This window comes from Enterobacter sp. C6 (assembly GCF_008122455.1).
Taxonomy (GTDB): domain Bacteria; phylum Pseudomonadota; class Gammaproteobacteria; order Enterobacterales; family Enterobacteriaceae; genus Enterobacter; species Enterobacter pseudoroggenkampii.
Genome location: NZ_QPFW01000241.1, coordinates 53828 through 70298, shown reverse-complemented (window position 1 = coordinate 70298; position 16471 = coordinate 53828). Strand labels below are relative to the sequence as shown.

General features: G+C 56.2%; 19 protein-coding genes and 1 other annotated feature. Of the genes, 11 read left to right on the top strand and 8 right to left on the bottom strand.

Annotated elements, in window-relative coordinates; translation table 11 throughout:
- Positions 1-97: 97 nt before the first annotated feature.
- On the top strand, positions 98-433 hold the full coding sequence (locus DOU50_RS18170; protein WP_024908066.1) for a gamma-glutamylcyclotransferase family protein: 336 nt from the start codon (positions 98-100) through the stop codon (positions 431-433).
- 47 nt (positions 434-480) lie between these two features.
- On the opposite strand, the gene DOU50_RS18165 is transcribed toward DOU50_RS18170, so the two are convergent.
- The 4 genes from DOU50_RS18165 to dacD form a co-directional block, all read right to left on the bottom strand.
- Entirely contained in the window at positions 481-816 is a 336-nt protein-coding gene (locus DOU50_RS18165; protein ID WP_008499467.1) for a DUF496 family protein, read from the bottom strand.
- 158 nt (positions 817-974) lie between these two features.
- The gene (locus tag DOU50_RS18160) at positions 975-2033 is read right to left on the bottom strand and encodes an FUSC family protein (protein WP_024908067.1); all 1059 of its coding nucleotides are present in this window, start codon (positions 2031-2033) and stop codon (positions 975-977) included.
- Positions 2034-2125: 92 nt separating this feature from the next.
- Positions 2126-2599, bottom strand: a complete 474-nt coding sequence (sbmC, locus tag DOU50_RS18155; RefSeq protein ID WP_148769863.1) for a DNA gyrase inhibitor SbmC — start codon at positions 2597-2599, stop codon at positions 2126-2128.
- Positions 2600-2718: 119 nt separating this feature from the next.
- Positions 2719-3885, bottom strand: a complete 1167-nt coding sequence (gene dacD / locus DOU50_RS18150) for a serine-type D-Ala-D-Ala carboxypeptidase DacD (protein ID WP_032646438.1) — start codon at positions 3883-3885, stop codon at positions 2719-2721.
- A gap of 198 nt (positions 3886-4083) precedes the next feature.
- On the opposite strand from dacD, the gene sbcB reads away from it, so the two are divergent.
- A complete protein-coding gene (sbcB, locus tag DOU50_RS18145; RefSeq protein ID WP_416202959.1) occupies positions 4084-5520 on the top strand; it encodes an exodeoxyribonuclease I in 1437 nt (478 codons plus the stop codon).
- 122 nt (positions 5521-5642) lie between these two features.
- Here sbcB and plaP read toward each other — a convergent pair whose 3' ends face one another.
- The 4 genes from plaP to DOU50_RS18125 form a co-directional block, all read right to left on the bottom strand.
- Positions 5643-7001 carry a putrescine/proton symporter PlaP gene (gene plaP / locus DOU50_RS18140; RefSeq protein WP_008499462.1) on the bottom strand — a complete coding sequence of 453 codons (1359 nt, stop codon included), beginning with the start codon at positions 6999-7001 and terminating at the stop codon, positions 5643-5645.
- On the bottom strand, positions 6991-7053 hold the full coding sequence (gene yoeI, locus DOU50_RS18135) for a membrane protein YoeI (protein ID WP_099458931.1): 63 nt from the start codon (positions 7051-7053) through the stop codon (positions 6991-6993). Before yoeI ends, plaP begins: the two co-directional genes overlap by 11 nt.
- A gap of 219 nt (positions 7054-7272) precedes the next feature.
- Positions 7273-8202: a LysR substrate-binding domain-containing protein gene (locus DOU50_RS18130; protein ID WP_024908071.1), complete on the bottom strand. Its 930-nt coding sequence runs from the start codon at positions 8200-8202 to the stop codon at positions 7273-7275.
- 41 nt (positions 8203-8243) lie between these two features.
- A complete protein-coding gene (locus DOU50_RS18125) occupies positions 8244-9068 on the bottom strand; it encodes an SDR family oxidoreductase (RefSeq protein ID WP_024908072.1) in 825 nt (274 codons plus the stop codon).
- 175 nt (positions 9069-9243) lie between these two features.
- Between DOU50_RS18125 and hisL the strand changes: the two genes are divergently transcribed.
- From hisL to hisIE, 9 genes are all read left to right on the top strand, one after another.
- The gene (gene hisL / locus DOU50_RS18120) at positions 9244-9294 is read left to right on the top strand and encodes a his operon leader peptide (protein WP_001364200.1); all 51 of its coding nucleotides are present in this window, start codon (positions 9244-9246) and stop codon (positions 9292-9294) included.
- Positions 9270-9393, top strand: a sequence feature (His leader region). Its footprint overlaps the gene before it by 25 nt.
- Before the next feature lie 45 nt (positions 9394-9438).
- Positions 9439-10338, top strand: coding sequence for an ATP phosphoribosyltransferase (gene hisG / locus DOU50_RS18115; RefSeq protein WP_028018500.1), 900 nt, complete (start codon positions 9439-9441; stop codon positions 10336-10338).
- Positions 10339-10343: 5 nt separating this feature from the next.
- Positions 10344-11648: a histidinol dehydrogenase gene (hisD, locus tag DOU50_RS18110; RefSeq protein WP_148769861.1), complete on the top strand. Its 1305-nt coding sequence runs from the start codon at positions 10344-10346 to the stop codon at positions 11646-11648.
- The gene (gene hisC, locus DOU50_RS18105) at positions 11645-12706 is read left to right on the top strand and encodes a histidinol-phosphate transaminase (RefSeq protein ID WP_148769860.1); all 1062 of its coding nucleotides are present in this window, start codon (positions 11645-11647) and stop codon (positions 12704-12706) included. The genes hisD and hisC overlap by 4 nt, the downstream gene beginning before the upstream one ends.
- Positions 12703-13770: a bifunctional histidinol-phosphatase/imidazoleglycerol-phosphate dehydratase HisB gene (hisB, locus tag DOU50_RS18100; RefSeq protein ID WP_148769859.1), complete on the top strand. Its 1068-nt coding sequence runs from the start codon at positions 12703-12705 to the stop codon at positions 13768-13770. Before hisC ends, hisB begins: the two co-directional genes overlap by 4 nt.
- Positions 13770-14360 (top strand): imidazole glycerol phosphate synthase subunit HisH, encoded by a 591-nt coding sequence (gene hisH / locus DOU50_RS18095; protein ID WP_148769858.1) that lies wholly within the window; start codon positions 13770-13772, stop codon positions 14358-14360. The genes hisB and hisH overlap by 1 nt, the downstream gene beginning before the upstream one ends.
- The gene (gene hisA, locus DOU50_RS18090; RefSeq protein ID WP_148769857.1) at positions 14360-15097 is read left to right on the top strand and encodes a 1-(5-phosphoribosyl)-5-[(5-phosphoribosylamino)methylideneamino]imidazole-4-carboxamide isomerase; all 738 of its coding nucleotides are present in this window, start codon (positions 14360-14362) and stop codon (positions 15095-15097) included. Before hisH ends, hisA begins: the two co-directional genes overlap by 1 nt.
- Positions 15079-15855 (top strand): imidazole glycerol phosphate synthase subunit HisF, encoded by a 777-nt coding sequence (hisF, locus tag DOU50_RS18085; RefSeq protein WP_023330862.1) that lies wholly within the window; start codon positions 15079-15081, stop codon positions 15853-15855. Before hisA ends, hisF begins: the two co-directional genes overlap by 19 nt.
- Complete coding sequence (gene hisIE, locus DOU50_RS18080; protein ID WP_061714813.1) at positions 15849-16460, top strand: bifunctional phosphoribosyl-AMP cyclohydrolase/phosphoribosyl-ATP diphosphatase HisIE; 612 nt, start codon at positions 15849-15851, stop codon at positions 16458-16460. The genes hisF and hisIE overlap by 7 nt, the downstream gene beginning before the upstream one ends.
- Positions 16461-16471: the final 11 nt, after the last annotated feature.

Below are 16471 nucleotides of genomic sequence, written 5' to 3'. Positions count from 1 at the left end.
TGTTAATCCGTATGTCACTGGTTCGAGTCCAGTCAGAGGAGCCAAATTTGAAAAGCCTGCTTTTAAAGCAGGCTTTTTGCTTTGCGGATGAGGGAAAATGAACGCTCTGTTTGTCTACGGCACGCTGCGCCCGGGCCACTCAAATGCGCATATTCTTGAAAAGATTGGCGGCGAATGGCTGGCCGGTTCCGTATCCGGTACGTTTTACGAACGCGGCTGGGGCGCTGCGGCGGACTTTCCGGGGATCGTGCTCCACCCTAACGGACCCCGCGTCGAAGGCTATTTGTTTATCTCTGATAGCCTTGCCGCACACTGGCCAATGCTGGATGAGTTTGAAGACGGCTACGATCGGGTTGAGGTCACGGTGACCACTGCTGAAGGCAAGCAGGTCCAGGCCTGGATTTATCAGCTACAGCCCCATTCTGCGTCATAAAAAAAGGCTCTCTGTCACCAGAGAGCCTTTTTCACTATTCGCTGCGATTACTCGCTTTTTGCTTCGCCGTTTTTGATTTCGCCCATCACTTTCAGCTTCTTGGAGATGTCGCGACGCTCTTTGGACAGCTCAGCGTTTTTGATGATGTAGTCATCAACACGGTCTTCATAGTCGCTCTTCATGCTGGCGATGATGCCCTGAATAGCTTCAACGCTCATGCCTGGCTTGATGTAGTCGCTCAGGTTGTCGAGCAGCAGAACACGTTTCTGGTTGTCACGGATCTTCTTCTCAACGTCCTGGATTTCACGCTGCAGTTTGTTTTTGCGGCGGAACAGGCGGACGAATTCCAGAACATCCTGGAACGAAGGCTTGGTAGTTTCCATTTTTACACCCCTGATAATGTGAGATTCGGATTCGTTAAGGCAACCGTTGTAACAATAACCTTACTGACAGCGGCTGCGAATGACAATGAGTATATCGTTTAAAGCTATCATAACCCCAATTGCTGCTGAATCGAAGCAGCAGCCGTCACATACGCCTTTTATTTGCGCAGCGCCCGGCAAATCAGGTGCGATAACAGCTCAAGCTGCCGCGCCAGTTCCATGCTCAGCCAGACGTAGCCATGAATAGGCGTTTCCGCCACGTTATCGCTCTGGCGTTCATTGATTAACTGCTTCAGCTCCGCGACGATCTCGTTCAGTCGTTCGCTGTTGGCCAGTATCGGCTGCGGGTTCCCTTCATAGAGCGCATGAGCGATGGTCAACAGCGTTTGCTGCGTCATCTGCTGGGTCTCTTTGAGGGTCTGCGCGTTAAGCATCAACAGATGGCTGGGGCGCGTGGCCCAGTGGGCGTTGATTTGCAGCTCAAGCATGCAGACCAGATTGCGGCTTACCGTCTGGATGGCTTCAAAAATCGATTTCTGAATATGGGTTTCTTTGCTGGCGGGCGTGATCAGGCCGCGCATTTTGACCACGTCGTTAAGGATGGTCTGCAGGTGCTTTTCCAGGCGCGGGCGCTCAACCAGATTAGGTGAAAAACCGGCCTGATAGACGCGGTTAAACGCGGTGACGTAGCTGGCCATCTGAATACGCCAGTGCAGAAAAGCACGCTGCGGCCAGATACCGGTGAAGAGCATCGCCAGCAGTGAACCCAGGATGACATCCCCGCTTCGCCACAGCGCCGTGGTCATATCCCCGGCGGGCGCACCGACCACCACCGCGAGCGTAATACCGATCAGCAGCGCCTGATACGGCTTTTTACCCAACGCCAGCCAGCCGCACAGGAACATGGCGGCACCGCACCATGCCAGCATCACCGGAAACGAGATAAGCTCCAGCTTGAGGGCGATAAGCCCCAGAGCCGAACCTAACACGGTCCCGCCAATGCGCTCCAGGGCGCGCGGAACAACGTTCCCCCAAAATGAGATGGGCCCCATCACCACCACCAGCGTGATCAGCGGCCACGTCCCTTCCGGAACATCCAATAAACGCACCAGTACAAACGTCAGCACGAAAGCCAGCGCGATGCGGCACCCATGCACCACGCGGTAGTGTTTGTACAACCGAATTTCAAAAGGGGTTAATGATTTGTCGGGACGCACACCCGCTCTCCAGCTACACGGCAAATCACAATTGTACTGTGTTTTCGGCCGGGCGGATCGCTCCCGGCTGAAAAACCCTTCACTTAGCAGGCTTAAACCGTTTTATGTTCTACCGCGATATACATTTCGATATCCCAGTAACCGTCCGCATTGCCGTCATTGAGATAGCGTTCGAAGCAAGGTTTGAGCGCCATCTGGTACTTATTGTCCTGCAGCAGGGAATTGAAGAACTGATACCACGGCGTGGCGAAGTCGTAGTTTTCCACGCGCGCCGTCGCCACGGCATAATCCCCGGCCACGATTTCCGTCATCATGACGCCTTCGCTGTTTTCCGGGATAACGAAATCATCCGGTACCGTAACGGCCGTATCACAGCGCAGTTTTTCTGGCGGGACTTCATCCGGGTTATCGTAGTAGACCGCCACCCACTCCAGCGGCTCAATGTGACGCCCGTCGACCCACATCACCAGCTGTTCAAAGCCCTGTTTTACCGTGTGTTCCCACGGTCCGACCAAATGAAAACCGGCAATCTTACGTTTCTGTTGCTGCTTAATGCTGTAGTCCATGCTGCCTCCGTTTATTACTGTATATTTATACACTATAAAACCGGATTACTATTATCAGCAAACGAGGAGTGTTTATTATGTGAGCAGACTCGCAACCCTGCCAGTCTGCCCATCTGCCGTTAGAGCGTGTGGTGCAGATAATCGCTCAGACGAGAGAACAGGCCGCCTTTATCAACGGCTTCCAGCGTCACCAGCGGCCAGTGCGCCACCACTTTGTCGCGGTCGTAGAGCTGGATCTCCCCGACCCGCTGGTGCGCGGCAATCGGCGCTTCCAGCTCTTTTTTATCCAGTACGTATTTGGCTTTGATGTTAGGTACTTCCGCTTTCGGCAGGGCCAGCCAGAAGTCCTGGTCGGTACCCAGTTTCACCTGCTCCTTATCGCCGTACCAGATCCGCTCTGTCCCCACTTTTTTACCGCTATGCAGGATCTGCACCGTATCGAAATTCTGCTGCCCCCAGTGCAGCAGTTTCCGGGCCTGGTCTTCGCGCCCTTTCGGACTGTCCGCCCCCATCACTACCGCGATTAACCGGCGCTGGCCGTCAACGGCGGACGCAATCAGGTTAAAACCCGCCCCCGAGGTATGTCCTGTTTTCAGCCCGTCCACGTTCATGGTTTTATCCCACAGCAGGCCGTTACGGTTTTGCTGGGTGATCCCGTTCCAGGTCAGGCTCTTTTCGCTGTACATATGATAAAACTCGGGCTCACCGTGGATGATGGCACGGGAGAGTACGGCCAGGTCATAGGCCGAGCTGTGCTGGCCCGGCGCGTCCAGCCCGTGGACGGTTTCAAAATGCGTATCGCGCAGGTTCAGCTTCTGCACGTAGTCGTTCATCATCTTCACAAACTGCGGCTGACCGCCCGCCACGTGATCGGCCAGCGCCACGCAGGCGTCGTTGCCGGAGTCGACAATCAGGCCGCGGCTCAGATCGCGCACGGAGACGCGATCGCCCTCTTTCAGGAACATCAGCGATGAACCGTCAAACACCGGGTTCCCTTTTGCCCAGGCATCGCGCCCTACGGTGACGATGTCGTCCGGGGTAATGCGGTGGCTATCAATGGCCCGATCCACCACATACCCCGTCATCAGCTTGGTCAGGCTCGCCGGATTGCGTTGTTGATGTTCGTTGCCCGCCGTTAAGATCTGACCAGTCGTGTAATCCATCAGCACCCAGGAGCCAGCCTGAATGGCCGGAGGCTGCGGCGAAAAATCCAGTGGTTCGGCCGCAAAAGCAGATGAGACACTCGAAGCGAGTAAAGAAACAGCAATAAACAGACGGCGTTTCAACGGGATATCCTCAGGTCATTAAAAATCGATGACCTTTTTACGGGAGTTCTGATGTCGTTACCTGGCTTAATTGCAAAAAAATGTGACAGAACGCAGATTTTTCTCTGAAGCTGGCGCGCAAATCTGCAACGTGGAGGTGCTTTTTATTCGGTCTCGACCGCACGATCGTTTACCATAGTGACGTCATTTTTTAACAGGATGGTATTACTGGTGTCTGACTCTGCCGCTCGCCCGACTTTTTTATTTCATGACTATGAAACCTTTGGCACTCACCCGGCGCTGGACCGACCGGCGCAGTTTGCCGCCATCCGTACCGACGACGAATTCAACATCATTGGCGAGCCAGAGGTCTTTTACTGCAAGCCCGCGGATGACTACCTGCCGCAGCCCGGCGCGGTGATGGTCACCGGGATCACTCCTCAGGAAGCGCGGGAAAAAGGCGTTAACGAGGCAGAATTCGCCCGACGCATCCACGACCTGTTTACCGTCCCCAATACCTGCGTGGTCGGTTACAACAACATCCGCTTCGATGACGAAGTGACGCGCAATATCTTCTATCGTAACTTCTACGATCCCTATGCCTGGAGCTGGCAGAACCGCAATTCGCGCTGGGATTTGCTCGACATCATGCGCGCCTGCTACGCCCTGCGTCCCGAAGGCATTAACTGGCCGGAAAATGAGGAAGGGCTGACCAGCTTCCGGCTGGAACACCTGACCCGCGCCAACGGTATTGAGCACAGCAATGCCCACGACGCGATGGCGGACGTCTATGCCACCATTGCCATGGCGAAGCTGGTGAAAAGCGCGCAGCCACGACTGTTCGAGTATCTGCTGAGCCACCGCAGTAAACAGAAGTTGACCACGCTGATTGATGTGCCGCAGATGAAGCCGCTGGTGCATATTTCCGGCATGTTTGGCGCCTGGCGCGGTAATACCAGCTGGGTCGCCCCGCTGGCCTGGCATCCGGACAACCGCAATGCGGTGATTATGGTGGATTTGGCCGGCGATATTTCGCCGCTGCTGGAGCTCGACAGCGATACCCTGCGCGAACGGCTGTACACGCCGAAGAATGAACTCGGCGATCTGCCTGCGGTGCCGGTCAAACTGGTGCATATCAATAAATGTCCGGTTCTGGCGCAGGCCAATACGCTGCGCCCGGAAGATGCAGACAGGCTGGGCATTAACCGGCAGCACTGCCTCGATAACCTGAAAGTGCTGCGCGAAAACCCGCAGGTGCGCGAGAAGGTGGTCGCCATCTTTGCCGAAGCCGAGCCGTTCGTACCGTCAGAAAACGTGGATGCCCAGCTCTATAATGGTTTCTTCAGCGATGCCGATCGCGCTGCAATGAATATCGTTCTGCAAACCGAGCCGCGTAACTTGCCTGCCCTGGATATCACCTTCGCCGATAAACGCATTGAAAAGCTGATGTTTAATTATCGCGCGCGTAACTACCCGGGAACCCTGGATGAAGCAGAGCAGGAACGCTGGCTGCAGCACCGTCGTAACGTGTTTACGCCAGAGTATCTGCACAACTACGCACAGGAGCTGGAAATGCTTTATGGCCAGTATGAAGGGAATGCTGAGAAACAGGCGCTGCTGAAATCCTTGTTCCAGTACGCACAAGAGATAGTTTGATCGATGGGTATAAAAAAGCCGGAGGCGATGTCTCCGGCTTTTTTTTGCCCGGTGGCGCTTCGCTTACGCGGGCCTACGGGGTATGTAGGTCGGGTAAGGCGTAGCCGCCACCCGACACGGAATTACGCGACGTCTTCGTACTGAGGAACCGGGTTACGGAAGCTCTTCGTGACGCAGGCCAGGTAAACCAGGCCGATACCCGCCCAAATAAGGCCAAGCACCATCGAGCTCTCTTCCAGGTTAACCCACAGCGCGCCCACGGTCAGGGCACCACACATCGGCAGGAACAGATACTGGAAGTGATCTTTCAGCGTCTTGTTACGCTTTTCACGGATCCAGAACTGAGAGATAACCGACAGGTTAACAAAGGTAAACGCCACCAGCGCACCGAAGTTAATCAGCGCCGTTGCCATCACCAGGTCGAAGTTAATCGCCAGAAGCGCGATCGCACCGACCAGGATAATGTTCATTGCCGGGGTACGCCATGTTGGATGCACGTAGCCGAAGAAGCTTTTCGGGAATACGCCATCGCGGCCCATTACGTACATCAGACGCGCAACGCCTGCATGCGCGGCCATACCGGACGCCAGTACGGTGATGGTGGAGAAGATCAGCGCGCCGACCTGGAACGCTTTACCCGCCACATAGAGCATGATTTCCGGCTGAGATGCATCCGGATCCTTGAAGCGAGAGATATCCGGGAAGTACAGCTGCAGGAAATAGGTCGAGAAAATAAAGATCAGACCGCCAATCAGCGCCGTCAGGAAGATGGCGCGAGGAATCACGCGCTCTGCATCTTTGGTTTCTTCAGACAGGTTGCTGATCCCGTCAAAACCGGTAAAGGAGAAGCACAGAATGGTTGCCCCGGTAATCATCGGGATCACATGCGCATCACCAGACCAGAACGGTTTGCTGCTCGCCAGCGTGCCAGCGCCTTCACCGTGGAACACGCCATAGATCACCATGCCAAGAATAACGGCAATCAGGACAACCTGAAGCACAACGATAACGGAGTTAAAGTTGGCAACAGACTTAATGCTACGAAGGTTGAAGGCCGTCATAAAGGCCACCAGCGCCACGACGAACATCCAGGATGGAATCGACGGCACCAGCGCTTCAAAATAGATTTTTGCCAGCAGAATGTTGATCATCGGCGCGAACAGGTAGTCGAGCAGCGAAGACCAGCCCACCATAAAGCCAACCGTCGGGCTGATGGATTTCTGGGCATAGGTGTAGGCGGATCCGGCAGACGGATAGCGACGCACCAGCTTACCGTAGCTCAGCGCGGTAAAGAGGATCGCAATCAGCGCGAAGCCGTAAGCCGTCGGCACATGACCGTCGGTGAGGCCCGATACGATACCGAATGTATCGAACAGCGTCATTGGTTGCATATAGGCCAGGCCCATCATAACAACCGGAATCAACGTAAGCGTTTTACGTAATTCCACGCGAGAGGTGTTTGGAGTTGCGTTATGCGACATAGTTATTCTCCTTTACGGTAATAACCGCCACGTAAGCGAAAAATTGCCCCATTTCTTTCTTCCTCAGCGACAACAACTGTCGGATTTTAGTAAATATCTATCCGGTACGAAGCCCGGCCTCTTGGTTTTTAGTTTCGTTTCGTACATGCAAAAAAAAATAACCGACGCCTTTTATATCGTCGATTATTCATTTGGTTGCAGCGGCGGCATTTTGCCCCACATCGGATACAAAAGGCAATACTTTGCAACGCAGCGGGTAATTTTCTTTTTCCTAACTGGCTGATTTCTCGACACTGCCCTGAGCATATACAGCGGCGATAGCACTATTTGCTAAAATTTCGTCCCGCCACCAGGCGCTGGCCAGCCCGGAGGTCTGTTCATTCCAGCCCACCCATACCGATTCATGGCTGTTTTGAGCAAGTACCTGTTTTTCAACAAGCGCACCGCTGTCAATGTACCGCTGTGCCAGATAGCGGGGTAAATAGCCGCAACCCAGGCCGCTGATTTGCAGCTCCAGCTTGGTTTTAAAGTCGAAAACGGTGATAGCCTCCTGCTCGTCAAGCAGCTGCGAGGAAACCGCACATTCCGGACGAGAGCTGTCCCCCACCACAATCGCGCGGTAGCCTTTAATCACGCGGCGGTTAAGCGGCTCAGGCTCCTGAGCCAGCGGATGATGGGGCGCCACGGCGAACACCTGCTCCAGCACGCCCAGACGCGCAAAACCAAACTCGCTCAACTGGGGAGGCTCGTGGAGTGCACCGACAAAAATATCCGCCCTGCCCTGAGTTAAGGCATCCCAGGAGCCCCCCAGCACGCCGTTGATAAAGATCAGCCGCGTCACGCTGTGGTGTTGATAGAAGGCCTCAATCAGCGGTGTCAGGAGAGAAAAGGGAAAGGTATCATCCACACCAATCACCAGCTCGTTTTCCCAGCCCTGATGGAGTTTTACGGCCTGTTTTTCGAGTTCACGAACGGTGTGGAGGACTTCGCGTCCCTTTTCCAACAGCATTTGCCCGGTACGGGTAAAACGGGCTCGATGCCCGGAACGATCGAGGATCTGGATATTGAGATCGCTTTCCAGTTTTTGGACGGTATAGCTCAGGGCCGAAGGGGTTTTGTAGAGCTTTGCCGACGCAGCGGCAAAGCTCCCCTCTTTTTCCAGTGCATCCAGAATAATAAGAACATCCAGCAGCGGTTTCATGCTCGCCCCCTTCTGGTGTGCGATCGTCTCCGCTGCGGGACTTATTCCATGGGCATCACCAGCGGATCGGGATACTGATACTCAAACCCCAGCTCATGACAAATGCGATTGCCATCAACAATTTTGCCTTTACTGTCATCCTTTGCCTCACCAAAGACCGGCGGTGCCAGGCCCAGCTGACGTGCCATCAGCGGGTAAAACGTGCTGCGCGCCGGATGAGACGGTGCACATATATTATAGATGTGTCCACCTTTCGGAGCCTGTAAGAGTAGCTCAATCGCGGCAACAACATCGTCAAGATGCACAAGATTGACAACATGCTGGCCATCTGGCGCAGACTTCCCGGCGAAAAAGCGTCCCGGATGACGGCCAGGGCCCACCAGCCCCGCCAGACGTACGATATCAACCTGCGTGCCGGGAAGATTATGCAGCCAGTCTTCCAGCTCTTTCAGAACCTGACCGCTGGCCGTAACGGGACGGCGCTCGGAACTTTCTTTCACCACGCCCTCTACCTCACCATAGACCGAGGTCGAGCTGGTAAAAATGATGCGCGGAACATGATGCGCCAGCGCGCTGTCGACAATCTCCTGCATCGCCTGCAGATAAAACGACTCGCCCGGGCCACTGCGCCGTGCGGGGAGAGTGATCACCAGCGCATCGACGTTCATCAGCGTGTCCAGGTCGTCAGCATCACACACCAGTTCCGGTTCAAGACGCAGTTCAACGCCATCAATACCGCACATGCGCGCTGCCTCTACCCCATCCGCCGTGGTTTTGCTCCCGGTCACCTGCCAGCCTTTCGCGGCTAATGACATCGCCAGCGGCATTCCCAGCCATCCTAAACCGACAATCGCGACCTTTTTCATGCGAATTCTCCTGACTCTCACTCGTCTTTTATAAGGCTACGCCAGCCCGGCAGAACACACAATTCATAGCATCAATATGAAATGAATTAATGATCAAAAAAAGCCCTTGCAATATGTCGTACAACTGGTTTACGTTAAAAGACATCAAATGAATAAGCATTCATCGAGAATTTATATGACACGCGTTCAATTTAAACACCACCATCATCACCATCATCCTGACTAGTCTTTCAGGCGATGTGTGCTGGAAGACGTTTGGATCTTCCAGTGGTGCATGAACGCATGAGAAAGCCCCCGGAAGATCTTCTTCCGGGGGCTTTTTTTTGGACCGAATTCAGACAGGTTAAAACAGGTTAACGAGGAATAAAGAATGTTAGATAACTCACGTTTACGCATAGCTATTCAAAAATCAGGCCGTTTAAGTGACGATTCACGCGAACTGCTGGCCCGCTGCGGGATTAAAATTAACCTGCACACCCAGCGCCTGATTGCTCTGGCTGAAAACATGCCCATCGACATTCTGCGCGTGCGTGATGACGATATTCCCGGCCTGGTCATGGATGGCGTCGTTGACCTCGGCATTATCGGGGAAAACGTGCTGGAAGAAGAGCTGCTGACCCGCCGCGCGCAGGGCGAAGACCCACGTTACTTCACCCTGCGTCGTCTGGACTTCGGCGGCTGCCGCCTGTCGCTGGCGACGCCGGTTGATGAAGCCTGGGACGGTCCGGCCGCGCTGAACGGCAAACGTATCGCCACCTCCTACCCTCACCTGTTAAAGCGTTATCTGGATCAGAAAGGCGTGCAGTTTAAATCCTGTCTGCTGAACGGCTCTGTTGAAGTGGCCCCGCGAGCGGGTCTGGCGGACGCCATCTGTGACCTCGTCTCTACCGGTGCGACGCTGGAAGCGAACGGTCTGCGCGAAGTGGAAGTGATCTACCGCTCCAAGGCATGCCTGATTCAGCGAGACGGCGACATGGCCGACGCCAAACAGCAGCTGATCGACAAACTGCTGACCCGTATTCAGGGCGTGATTCAGGCGCGTGAATCCAAGTACATCATGATGCACGCCCCGACCGAGCGTCTGGATGAAGTGATTGCCCTGCTGCCTGGCGCCGAGCGTCCAACCATCCTGCCGCTGGCGGGCGATCAGCAGCGCGTGGCGATGCACATGGTGAGCAGCGAAACCCTGTTCTGGGAAACCATGGAGAAACTGAAGGCGCTGGGCGCAAGCTCCATCCTGGTGCTGCCGATTGAGAAGATGATGGAGTAATGGCCATGAGCTTTAACACAATCATCGACTGGAATACCTGTAGCGACGCACAGCAGCACGAGCTGCTGATGCGTCCGGCGATTTCCGCCTCAGAGAGCATCTCACGCACCGTGGCGGAGATCCTGGATAACGTCAAAGCCCGTGGCGATGACGCACTGCGGGAATACAGCGCAAAGTTTGATAAGACGGAAGTTGACGCATTACAGGTAACCGAGCAGGAAATCATTGATGCCAGCAATCGTCTGGGCGACGACATCAAGCAGGCGATGGCCGTTGCGGTGAAAAATATTGATACCTTCCACACCGCGCAAAAGCTGCAGACCGTGGATGTCGAAACCCTGCCCGGCGTGCGTTGCCAGCAGGTCACGCGCCCGGTTGCGTCCGTCGGCCTCTATATTCCCGGCGGTTCTGCCCCGCTTTTCTCCACCGTACTGATGCTGGCGACACCCGCGCGCATTGCCGGGTGTCAGAAAGTGGTGCTTTGCTCACCGCCACCGATTGCCGACGAGATCCTGTACGCGGCGAAGCTGTGCGGCGTGCAGGCGGTCTATAAGGTGGGCGGCGCGCAGGCGATTTCGGCCCTGGCGTTCGGCACAGAATCCATTCCCAAGGTCGACAAAATCTTTGGCCCTGGCAATGCGTATGTGACCGAAGCTAAGCGCCAGGTCAGCCAGCGTCTGGACGGCGCGGCCATCGATATGCCTGCCGGCCCGTCTGAGGTGCTGGTGATTGCCGACAGCGGCGCCACGCCGGACTTCGTGGCGTCTGACCTGCTTTCCCAGGCGGAACACGGCCCGGACTCGCAGGTCATCCTGCTGACGCCAGATGCCGATATGGCAAAACGCGTAGGCGAAGCCGTGGAGCGTCAGCTTGCCGATCTGCCCCGCGCCGACACGGCACGCCAGGCGTTAGCGGCCAGCCGCCTGATTGTGGCGCGCGACCTGGACCAGTGCATTGCCATTTCTAACCAGTACGGCCCGGAGCACCTGATTATTCAGACCCGCAATGCGCGTGATCTGGTCGACAGTATTACCAGCGCGGGCTCGGTGTTCCTCGGCGACTGGTCACCGGAGTCCGCAGGCGATTACGCCTCCGGCACCAACCACGTGCTGCCAACGTATGGCTATACCTCAACCTGTTCCAGCCTGGGCCTGGCGGATTTCCAGAAACGCATGACCGTGCAGGAACTCTCCCGCGAAGGGTTTGCGTCACTGGCGTCTACTATTGAAACCCTGGCCGCCGCCGAGCGCCTGACCGCCCACAAAAATGCCGTTACGCTGCGCGTTGCAGCCCTGAAGGAGCAAGCATGAACATTGAAGAATTAGCCCGCGAAAATGTCCGTCGCCTGACGCCCTATCAGTCTGCGCGTCGTCTGGGCGGTAAAGGGGATGTCTGGCTGAACGCCAACGAATATCCAACGGCGGTGCAGTTTGAGCTGTCGCAGCAAACGCTGAACCGCTATCCGGAGTGTCAGCCAAAAGCGGTGATTGAAAACTACGCGCAGTACGCGGGCGTGAAGCCGGAGCAGGTGCTGGTCAGCCGCGGCGCGGATGAAGGCATTGAACTGCTGATCCGCGCCTTCTGCGAGCCGGGCAAAGACGCGGTGATGTACTGCCAGCCGACCTACGGCATGTACAGCGTCAGCGCGGAAACCTTCGGGGTGGCGTGCCGCAACGTGCTCTCACTGGAGAACTGGCAGCTGGATCTGCAGGGCATTGCCGACAATCTTGACGGCGTAAAGGTCGTGTTTGTCTGTAGCCCGAACAACCCCACCGGACAGATTATCAACCCGCAGGATATCCGAACCCTGCTGGAGATGACGCGCGGTAAAGCGCTGGTGGTGGCCGACGAAGCCTACATCGAGTTCTGCCCGCAGGCGACGCTGGCAGGCTGGCTGGAAGAGTATCCGCACCTGGTGGTGCTGCGTACACTGTCGAAGGCTTTCGCTCTCGCGGGCCTGCGCTGCGGCTTTACGCTGGCCAATAAAGAGGTCATCGACCTGCTGCTGAAAGTCATTGCCCCTTACCCGCTCTCCACGCCGGTTGCCGACATTGCCGCACAGGCGCTGGCGCCGCAGGGCATCAACGCCATGCGTGAACGCGTGGCGCAAATTCTGGAAGAGCGTCAGTATCTGGTGACGGCCCTGAAAGATATCCCGTGCGTGGAGCAGGTGTTCGACTCGGAAACCAACTACATCCTGGTGCGCTTTACCGCTTCCAGCGCCGTATTTAAATCTTTATGGGATCAGGGCATTATCTTACGAGACCAGAATAAACAACCTTCTCTGAGCGGATGCCTGCGCATTACCGTCGGCACCCGTGCAGAGAGCCAGCGCGTGATTGACGCCCTGAAAGCGGAGAAAGTATGACCCAGAAGATCCTTTTCATCGATCGTGACGGCACCCTTATTTCGGAGCCACCAGCTGATTTTCAGGTCGACCGATTCGACAAGCTGGCGTTTGAACCTGACGTAATTCCGGTGCTGCTTAAGCTGCAAAAAGCCGGATACAAGCTGGTGATGATCACCAACCAGGACGGTCTGGGTACCGACAGCTTCCCGCAGGCAGACTTTGACGGCCCGCATAATCTGATGATGCAGGTTCTGACCTCTCAGGGTGTGGTTTTTGATGAGGTACTGATTTGCCCTCACATGCCGGCCGACGAGTGCGACTGCCGTAAGCCAAAGGTGAAGCTGGTCGAGCGATATCTGGCGGCGGATGTGCTGGATAAGGCCAACAGCTATGTCATCGGCGATCGCATCACCGATATTACGCTCGCGGAAAACATGGGCATCGCGGGGCTTCGCTACGACCGCAACAACCTTAACTGGGCGATGATTAGCGAACAGCTGACAAAACGTGACCGCTTCTCGCACGTTGAACGCAACACCAAAGAGACGCAGATTGATGTGAAGGTCTGGCTGGACCGCGAAGGCGGCAGCAAGATCCACACCGGCGTCGGTTTCTTCGACCACATGCTGGACCAGATTGCCACCCACGGCGGTTTCCGCATGGAGATCACGGTAAAAGGCGATCTTTATATTGACGATCACCACACCGTGGAAGATACCGGCCTGGCGCTGGGTGAAGCCCTCAAGCTGGCGCTCGGTGATAAACGCGGCATCAACCGTTTTGGCTTTGTCCTGCCGATGGACGAGTGTCTGGCGCGCTGTGCGATGGATATCTCCGGACGCCCGCACCTGGAATATAAAGCAGACTTCAATTACCAGCGCGTGGGCGATCTGAGCACCGAAATGGTGGAGCACTTCTTCCGTTCATTGTCCTACACCATGGGCCTGACGCTGCACCTGAAGACCAAAGGCAAGAACGACCACCACCGCGTAGAGAGTCTCTTCAAGGCCTTCGGCCGCACGCTGCGTCAGGCAATTCGCGTGGAAGGTGACGCCCTGCCCTCATCAAAAGGAGTGCTGTAATGAACGTGGTGATTCTGGATACCGGATGCGCCAACCTGAACTCTGTAAAATCGGCCATTGCTCGCCACGGCTATGAGCCGGTGGTGAGCCGTGACCCGGACGTGGTGCTGCGCGCAGACAAACTCTTTTTACCGGGCGTTGGAACCGCGCAGGCCGCGATGGATCAGATTCGCGAACGCGAGCTGGTCGATCTGATCAAGGCCTGTACCCAGCCGGTGCTGGGCATTTGCCTGGGCATGCAGATCCTGGGCCGCCGCAGCGAAGAGAGCAACGGCGTTGACCTGCTGGGCATCATCGACGAAGACGTGCCGAAGATGACCGACCACGGTCTGCCTCTGCCGCATATGGGCTGGAACCGCGTGTACGCCAAAGCGGGTGACCGGCTGTTTCGCGGCATTGAAGACGGCGCGTATTTTTACTTCGTACACAGCTACGCCATGCCGGTGAACGTGAATACGATCGCCCAATGCACTTACGGCGAAGCGTTTACGGCAGCCGTACAGAAAGACAATTTCTTCGGCGTGCAGTTTCACCCGGAGCGCTCTGGCGCCCCAGGCGCGCAGCTGCTGAAAAACTTCCTGGAGATGTGATGATTATTCCCGCTTTAGATTTAATTGACGGCACGGTTGTCCGTCTCCACCAGGGCGATTACGGCCAGCAGCGAGACTACGGAAACGACCCGCTGCCGCGTCTGCAGGATTATGCCGCCCAGGGTGCGCAGGTGCTGCATCTGGTGGATTTGACGGGCGCGAAAGATCCGGCGAAGCGCCAGATCCCCCTGCTGAAAAATCTGGTCGCCGGTGTTGATGTGCCGGTACAGGTTGGCGGCGGCGTGCGTACGGAAGATGACGTTGCGGCGCTGCTGGACGCGGGCGTAGCGCGCGTGGTGGTCGGTTCAACCGCCGTGAAAGAGCCAGAGACCGTAAAAGGCTGGTTCCGCCGCTTTGGCGCCGACGCGCTGGTGCTGGCGCTGGATGTTCGTATTGATGAACAGGGTAATAAGCAGGTGGCGGTCAGCGGCTGGCAGGAAAACTCCGGCGTGACGCTGGAAGCGCTGGTCGAGATGTATCTCCCCGTCGGCCTGAAGCACGTGTTATGCACGGACATCTCTCGCGACGGTACGCTGGCGGGCTCCAACGTCTCGCTGTATGAAGAGGTCTGTGCACGTTATCCGCAGGTAGCCTTCCAGTCTTCTGGCGGAATTGGTGATTTAAACGATATTGCCGCGCTGCGCGGAACGGGCGTACAGGGCGTGATTGTGGGCCGAGCCCTGCTGGAAGGTAAATTTACTGTGACGGAGGCGATTCAATGCTGGCAAAACGGATAATTCCTTGCCTGGACGTACGCGATGGTCAGGTCGTGAAAGGCGTGCAGTTCCGCAACCACGAGATCATTGGCGACATCGTCCCGCTGGCAAAACGCTATGCCGATGAAGGGGCAGACGAGCTGGTCTTTTATGATATCACCGCCTCCAGCGATGGCCGCGTGGTCGACAAAAGCTGGGTGGCGCGCGTGGCGGAAGTGATCGATATTCCGTTCTGCGTGGCGGGCGGGATTAAATCCGCAGACGACGCCGCCAAAATTCTCTCGTTTGGTGCCGACAAGATTTCCATCAATTCCCCTGCCCTGGCCGATCCGGAGCTCATCACCCGCCTGGCCGATCGTTTTGGCGTGCAGTGTATTGTGGTTGGGATCGACACCTGGTATGACGCCGCAACGGGCAAGTACCACGTCAATCAGTATACGGGAGATGAAAGCCGCACCCGCGTGACGCAGTGGGAAACGCTCGACTGGGTGCAGGAAGTGCAGAAGCGTGGCGCGGGCGAGATTGTCCTCAACATGATGAACCAGGATGGCGTACGTAACGGGTATGACCTCGAGCAGCTGAAAAAAGTCCGTGCGGTCTGCCACGTTCCGCTGATCGCCTCCGGCGGCGCGGGTACCATGGAACACTTCCTCGAAGCCTTCCGCGATGCCAACGTGGACGGTGCGCTGGCCGCGTCCGTTTTCCACAAACAGATTATTAATATTGGTGAGTTAAAAACGTACCTGGCCGACCAGGGCGTGGAGATCAGGGTATGTTAACAGAGCAACAACAGGCGCAGCTGGACTGGAAAAAAACGGACGGATTACTGCCGGTAGTTGTCCAGCATGCCGTCTCAGGCGAAGTGCTGATGCTGGGGTATATGAACCAGGACGCGCTGGAAAAAACGATCGACAGCGGCAAAGTGACGTTTTTCTCGCGCACGAAACAGCGTCTGTGGACCAAAGGGGAAACCTCGGGTCATTTCCTGAATGTGGTCAGCATAACGCCTGACTGCGATAACGACACCCTGCTGGTGCTGGTCAATCCGATCGGGCCGACCTGCCACAAGGGCACCAGCAGCTGCTTCGGTGAGACGAGCCACCAGTGGTTGTTCCTGTATCAACTGGAACAGCTGCTGGCAGAGCGTAAAACGGCGGATCCGGAGAGTTCTTATACCGCGAAGCTGTACGCCAGCGGAACCAAGCGTATCGCACAGAAGGTAGGAGAAGAAGGCGTTGAGACCGCGCTGGCCGCGACGGTGCATGACCGCGAGGAACTGACGAATGAAGCGTCTGATTTGATGTATCACCTGCTGGTGCTGCTGCAGGATCAGGAGCTGGATTTGACGGCGGTGATAGAGAATCTTCGTAAGCGTCACAAATAAAAAAACCGGGG

Coding starts and splice junctions, on each gene's coding strand:
- DOU50_RS18170 (WP_024908066.1), top strand. CDS start 98: ATGAACGCTCTGTTTGTCTACGGCACGCTGCGCCCGGGCCACTCAAAT.
- DOU50_RS18165 (WP_008499467.1), bottom strand. CDS start 816: ATGGAAACTACCAAGCCTTCGTTCCAGGATGTTCTGGAATTCGTCCGC.
- sbmC (WP_148769863.1), bottom strand. CDS start 2,599: ATGGACTACAGCATTAAGCAGCAACAGAAACGTAAGATTGCCGGTTTT.
- sbcB (WP_416202959.1), top strand. CDS start 4,084: ATGGTATTACTGGTGTCTGACTCTGCCGCTCGCCCGACTTTTTTATTT.
- plaP (WP_008499462.1), bottom strand. CDS start 7,001: ATGTCGCATAACGCAACTCCAAACACCTCTCGCGTGGAATTACGTAAA.
- DOU50_RS18130 (WP_024908071.1), bottom strand. CDS start 8,202: ATGAAACCGCTGCTGGATGTTCTTATTATTCTGGATGCACTGGAAAAA.
- DOU50_RS18125 (WP_024908072.1), bottom strand. CDS start 9,068: ATGAAAAAGGTCGCGATTGTCGGTTTAGGATGGCTGGGAATGCCGCTG.
- hisG (WP_028018500.1), top strand. CDS start 9,439: ATGTTAGATAACTCACGTTTACGCATAGCTATTCAAAAATCAGGCCGT.
- hisD (WP_148769861.1), top strand. CDS start 10,344: ATGAGCTTTAACACAATCATCGACTGGAATACCTGTAGCGACGCACAG.
- hisC (WP_148769860.1), top strand. CDS start 11,645: ATGAACATTGAAGAATTAGCCCGCGAAAATGTCCGTCGCCTGACGCCC.
- hisB (WP_148769859.1), top strand. CDS start 12,703: ATGACCCAGAAGATCCTTTTCATCGATCGTGACGGCACCCTTATTTCG.
- hisH (WP_148769858.1), top strand. CDS start 13,770: ATGAACGTGGTGATTCTGGATACCGGATGCGCCAACCTGAACTCTGTA.
- hisA (WP_148769857.1), top strand. CDS start 14,360: ATGATTATTCCCGCTTTAGATTTAATTGACGGCACGGTTGTCCGTCTC.
- hisF (WP_023330862.1), top strand. CDS start 15,079: ATGCTGGCAAAACGGATAATTCCTTGCCTGGACGTACGCGATGGTCAG.
- hisIE (WP_061714813.1), top strand. CDS start 15,849: ATGTTAACAGAGCAACAACAGGCGCAGCTGGACTGGAAAAAAACGGAC.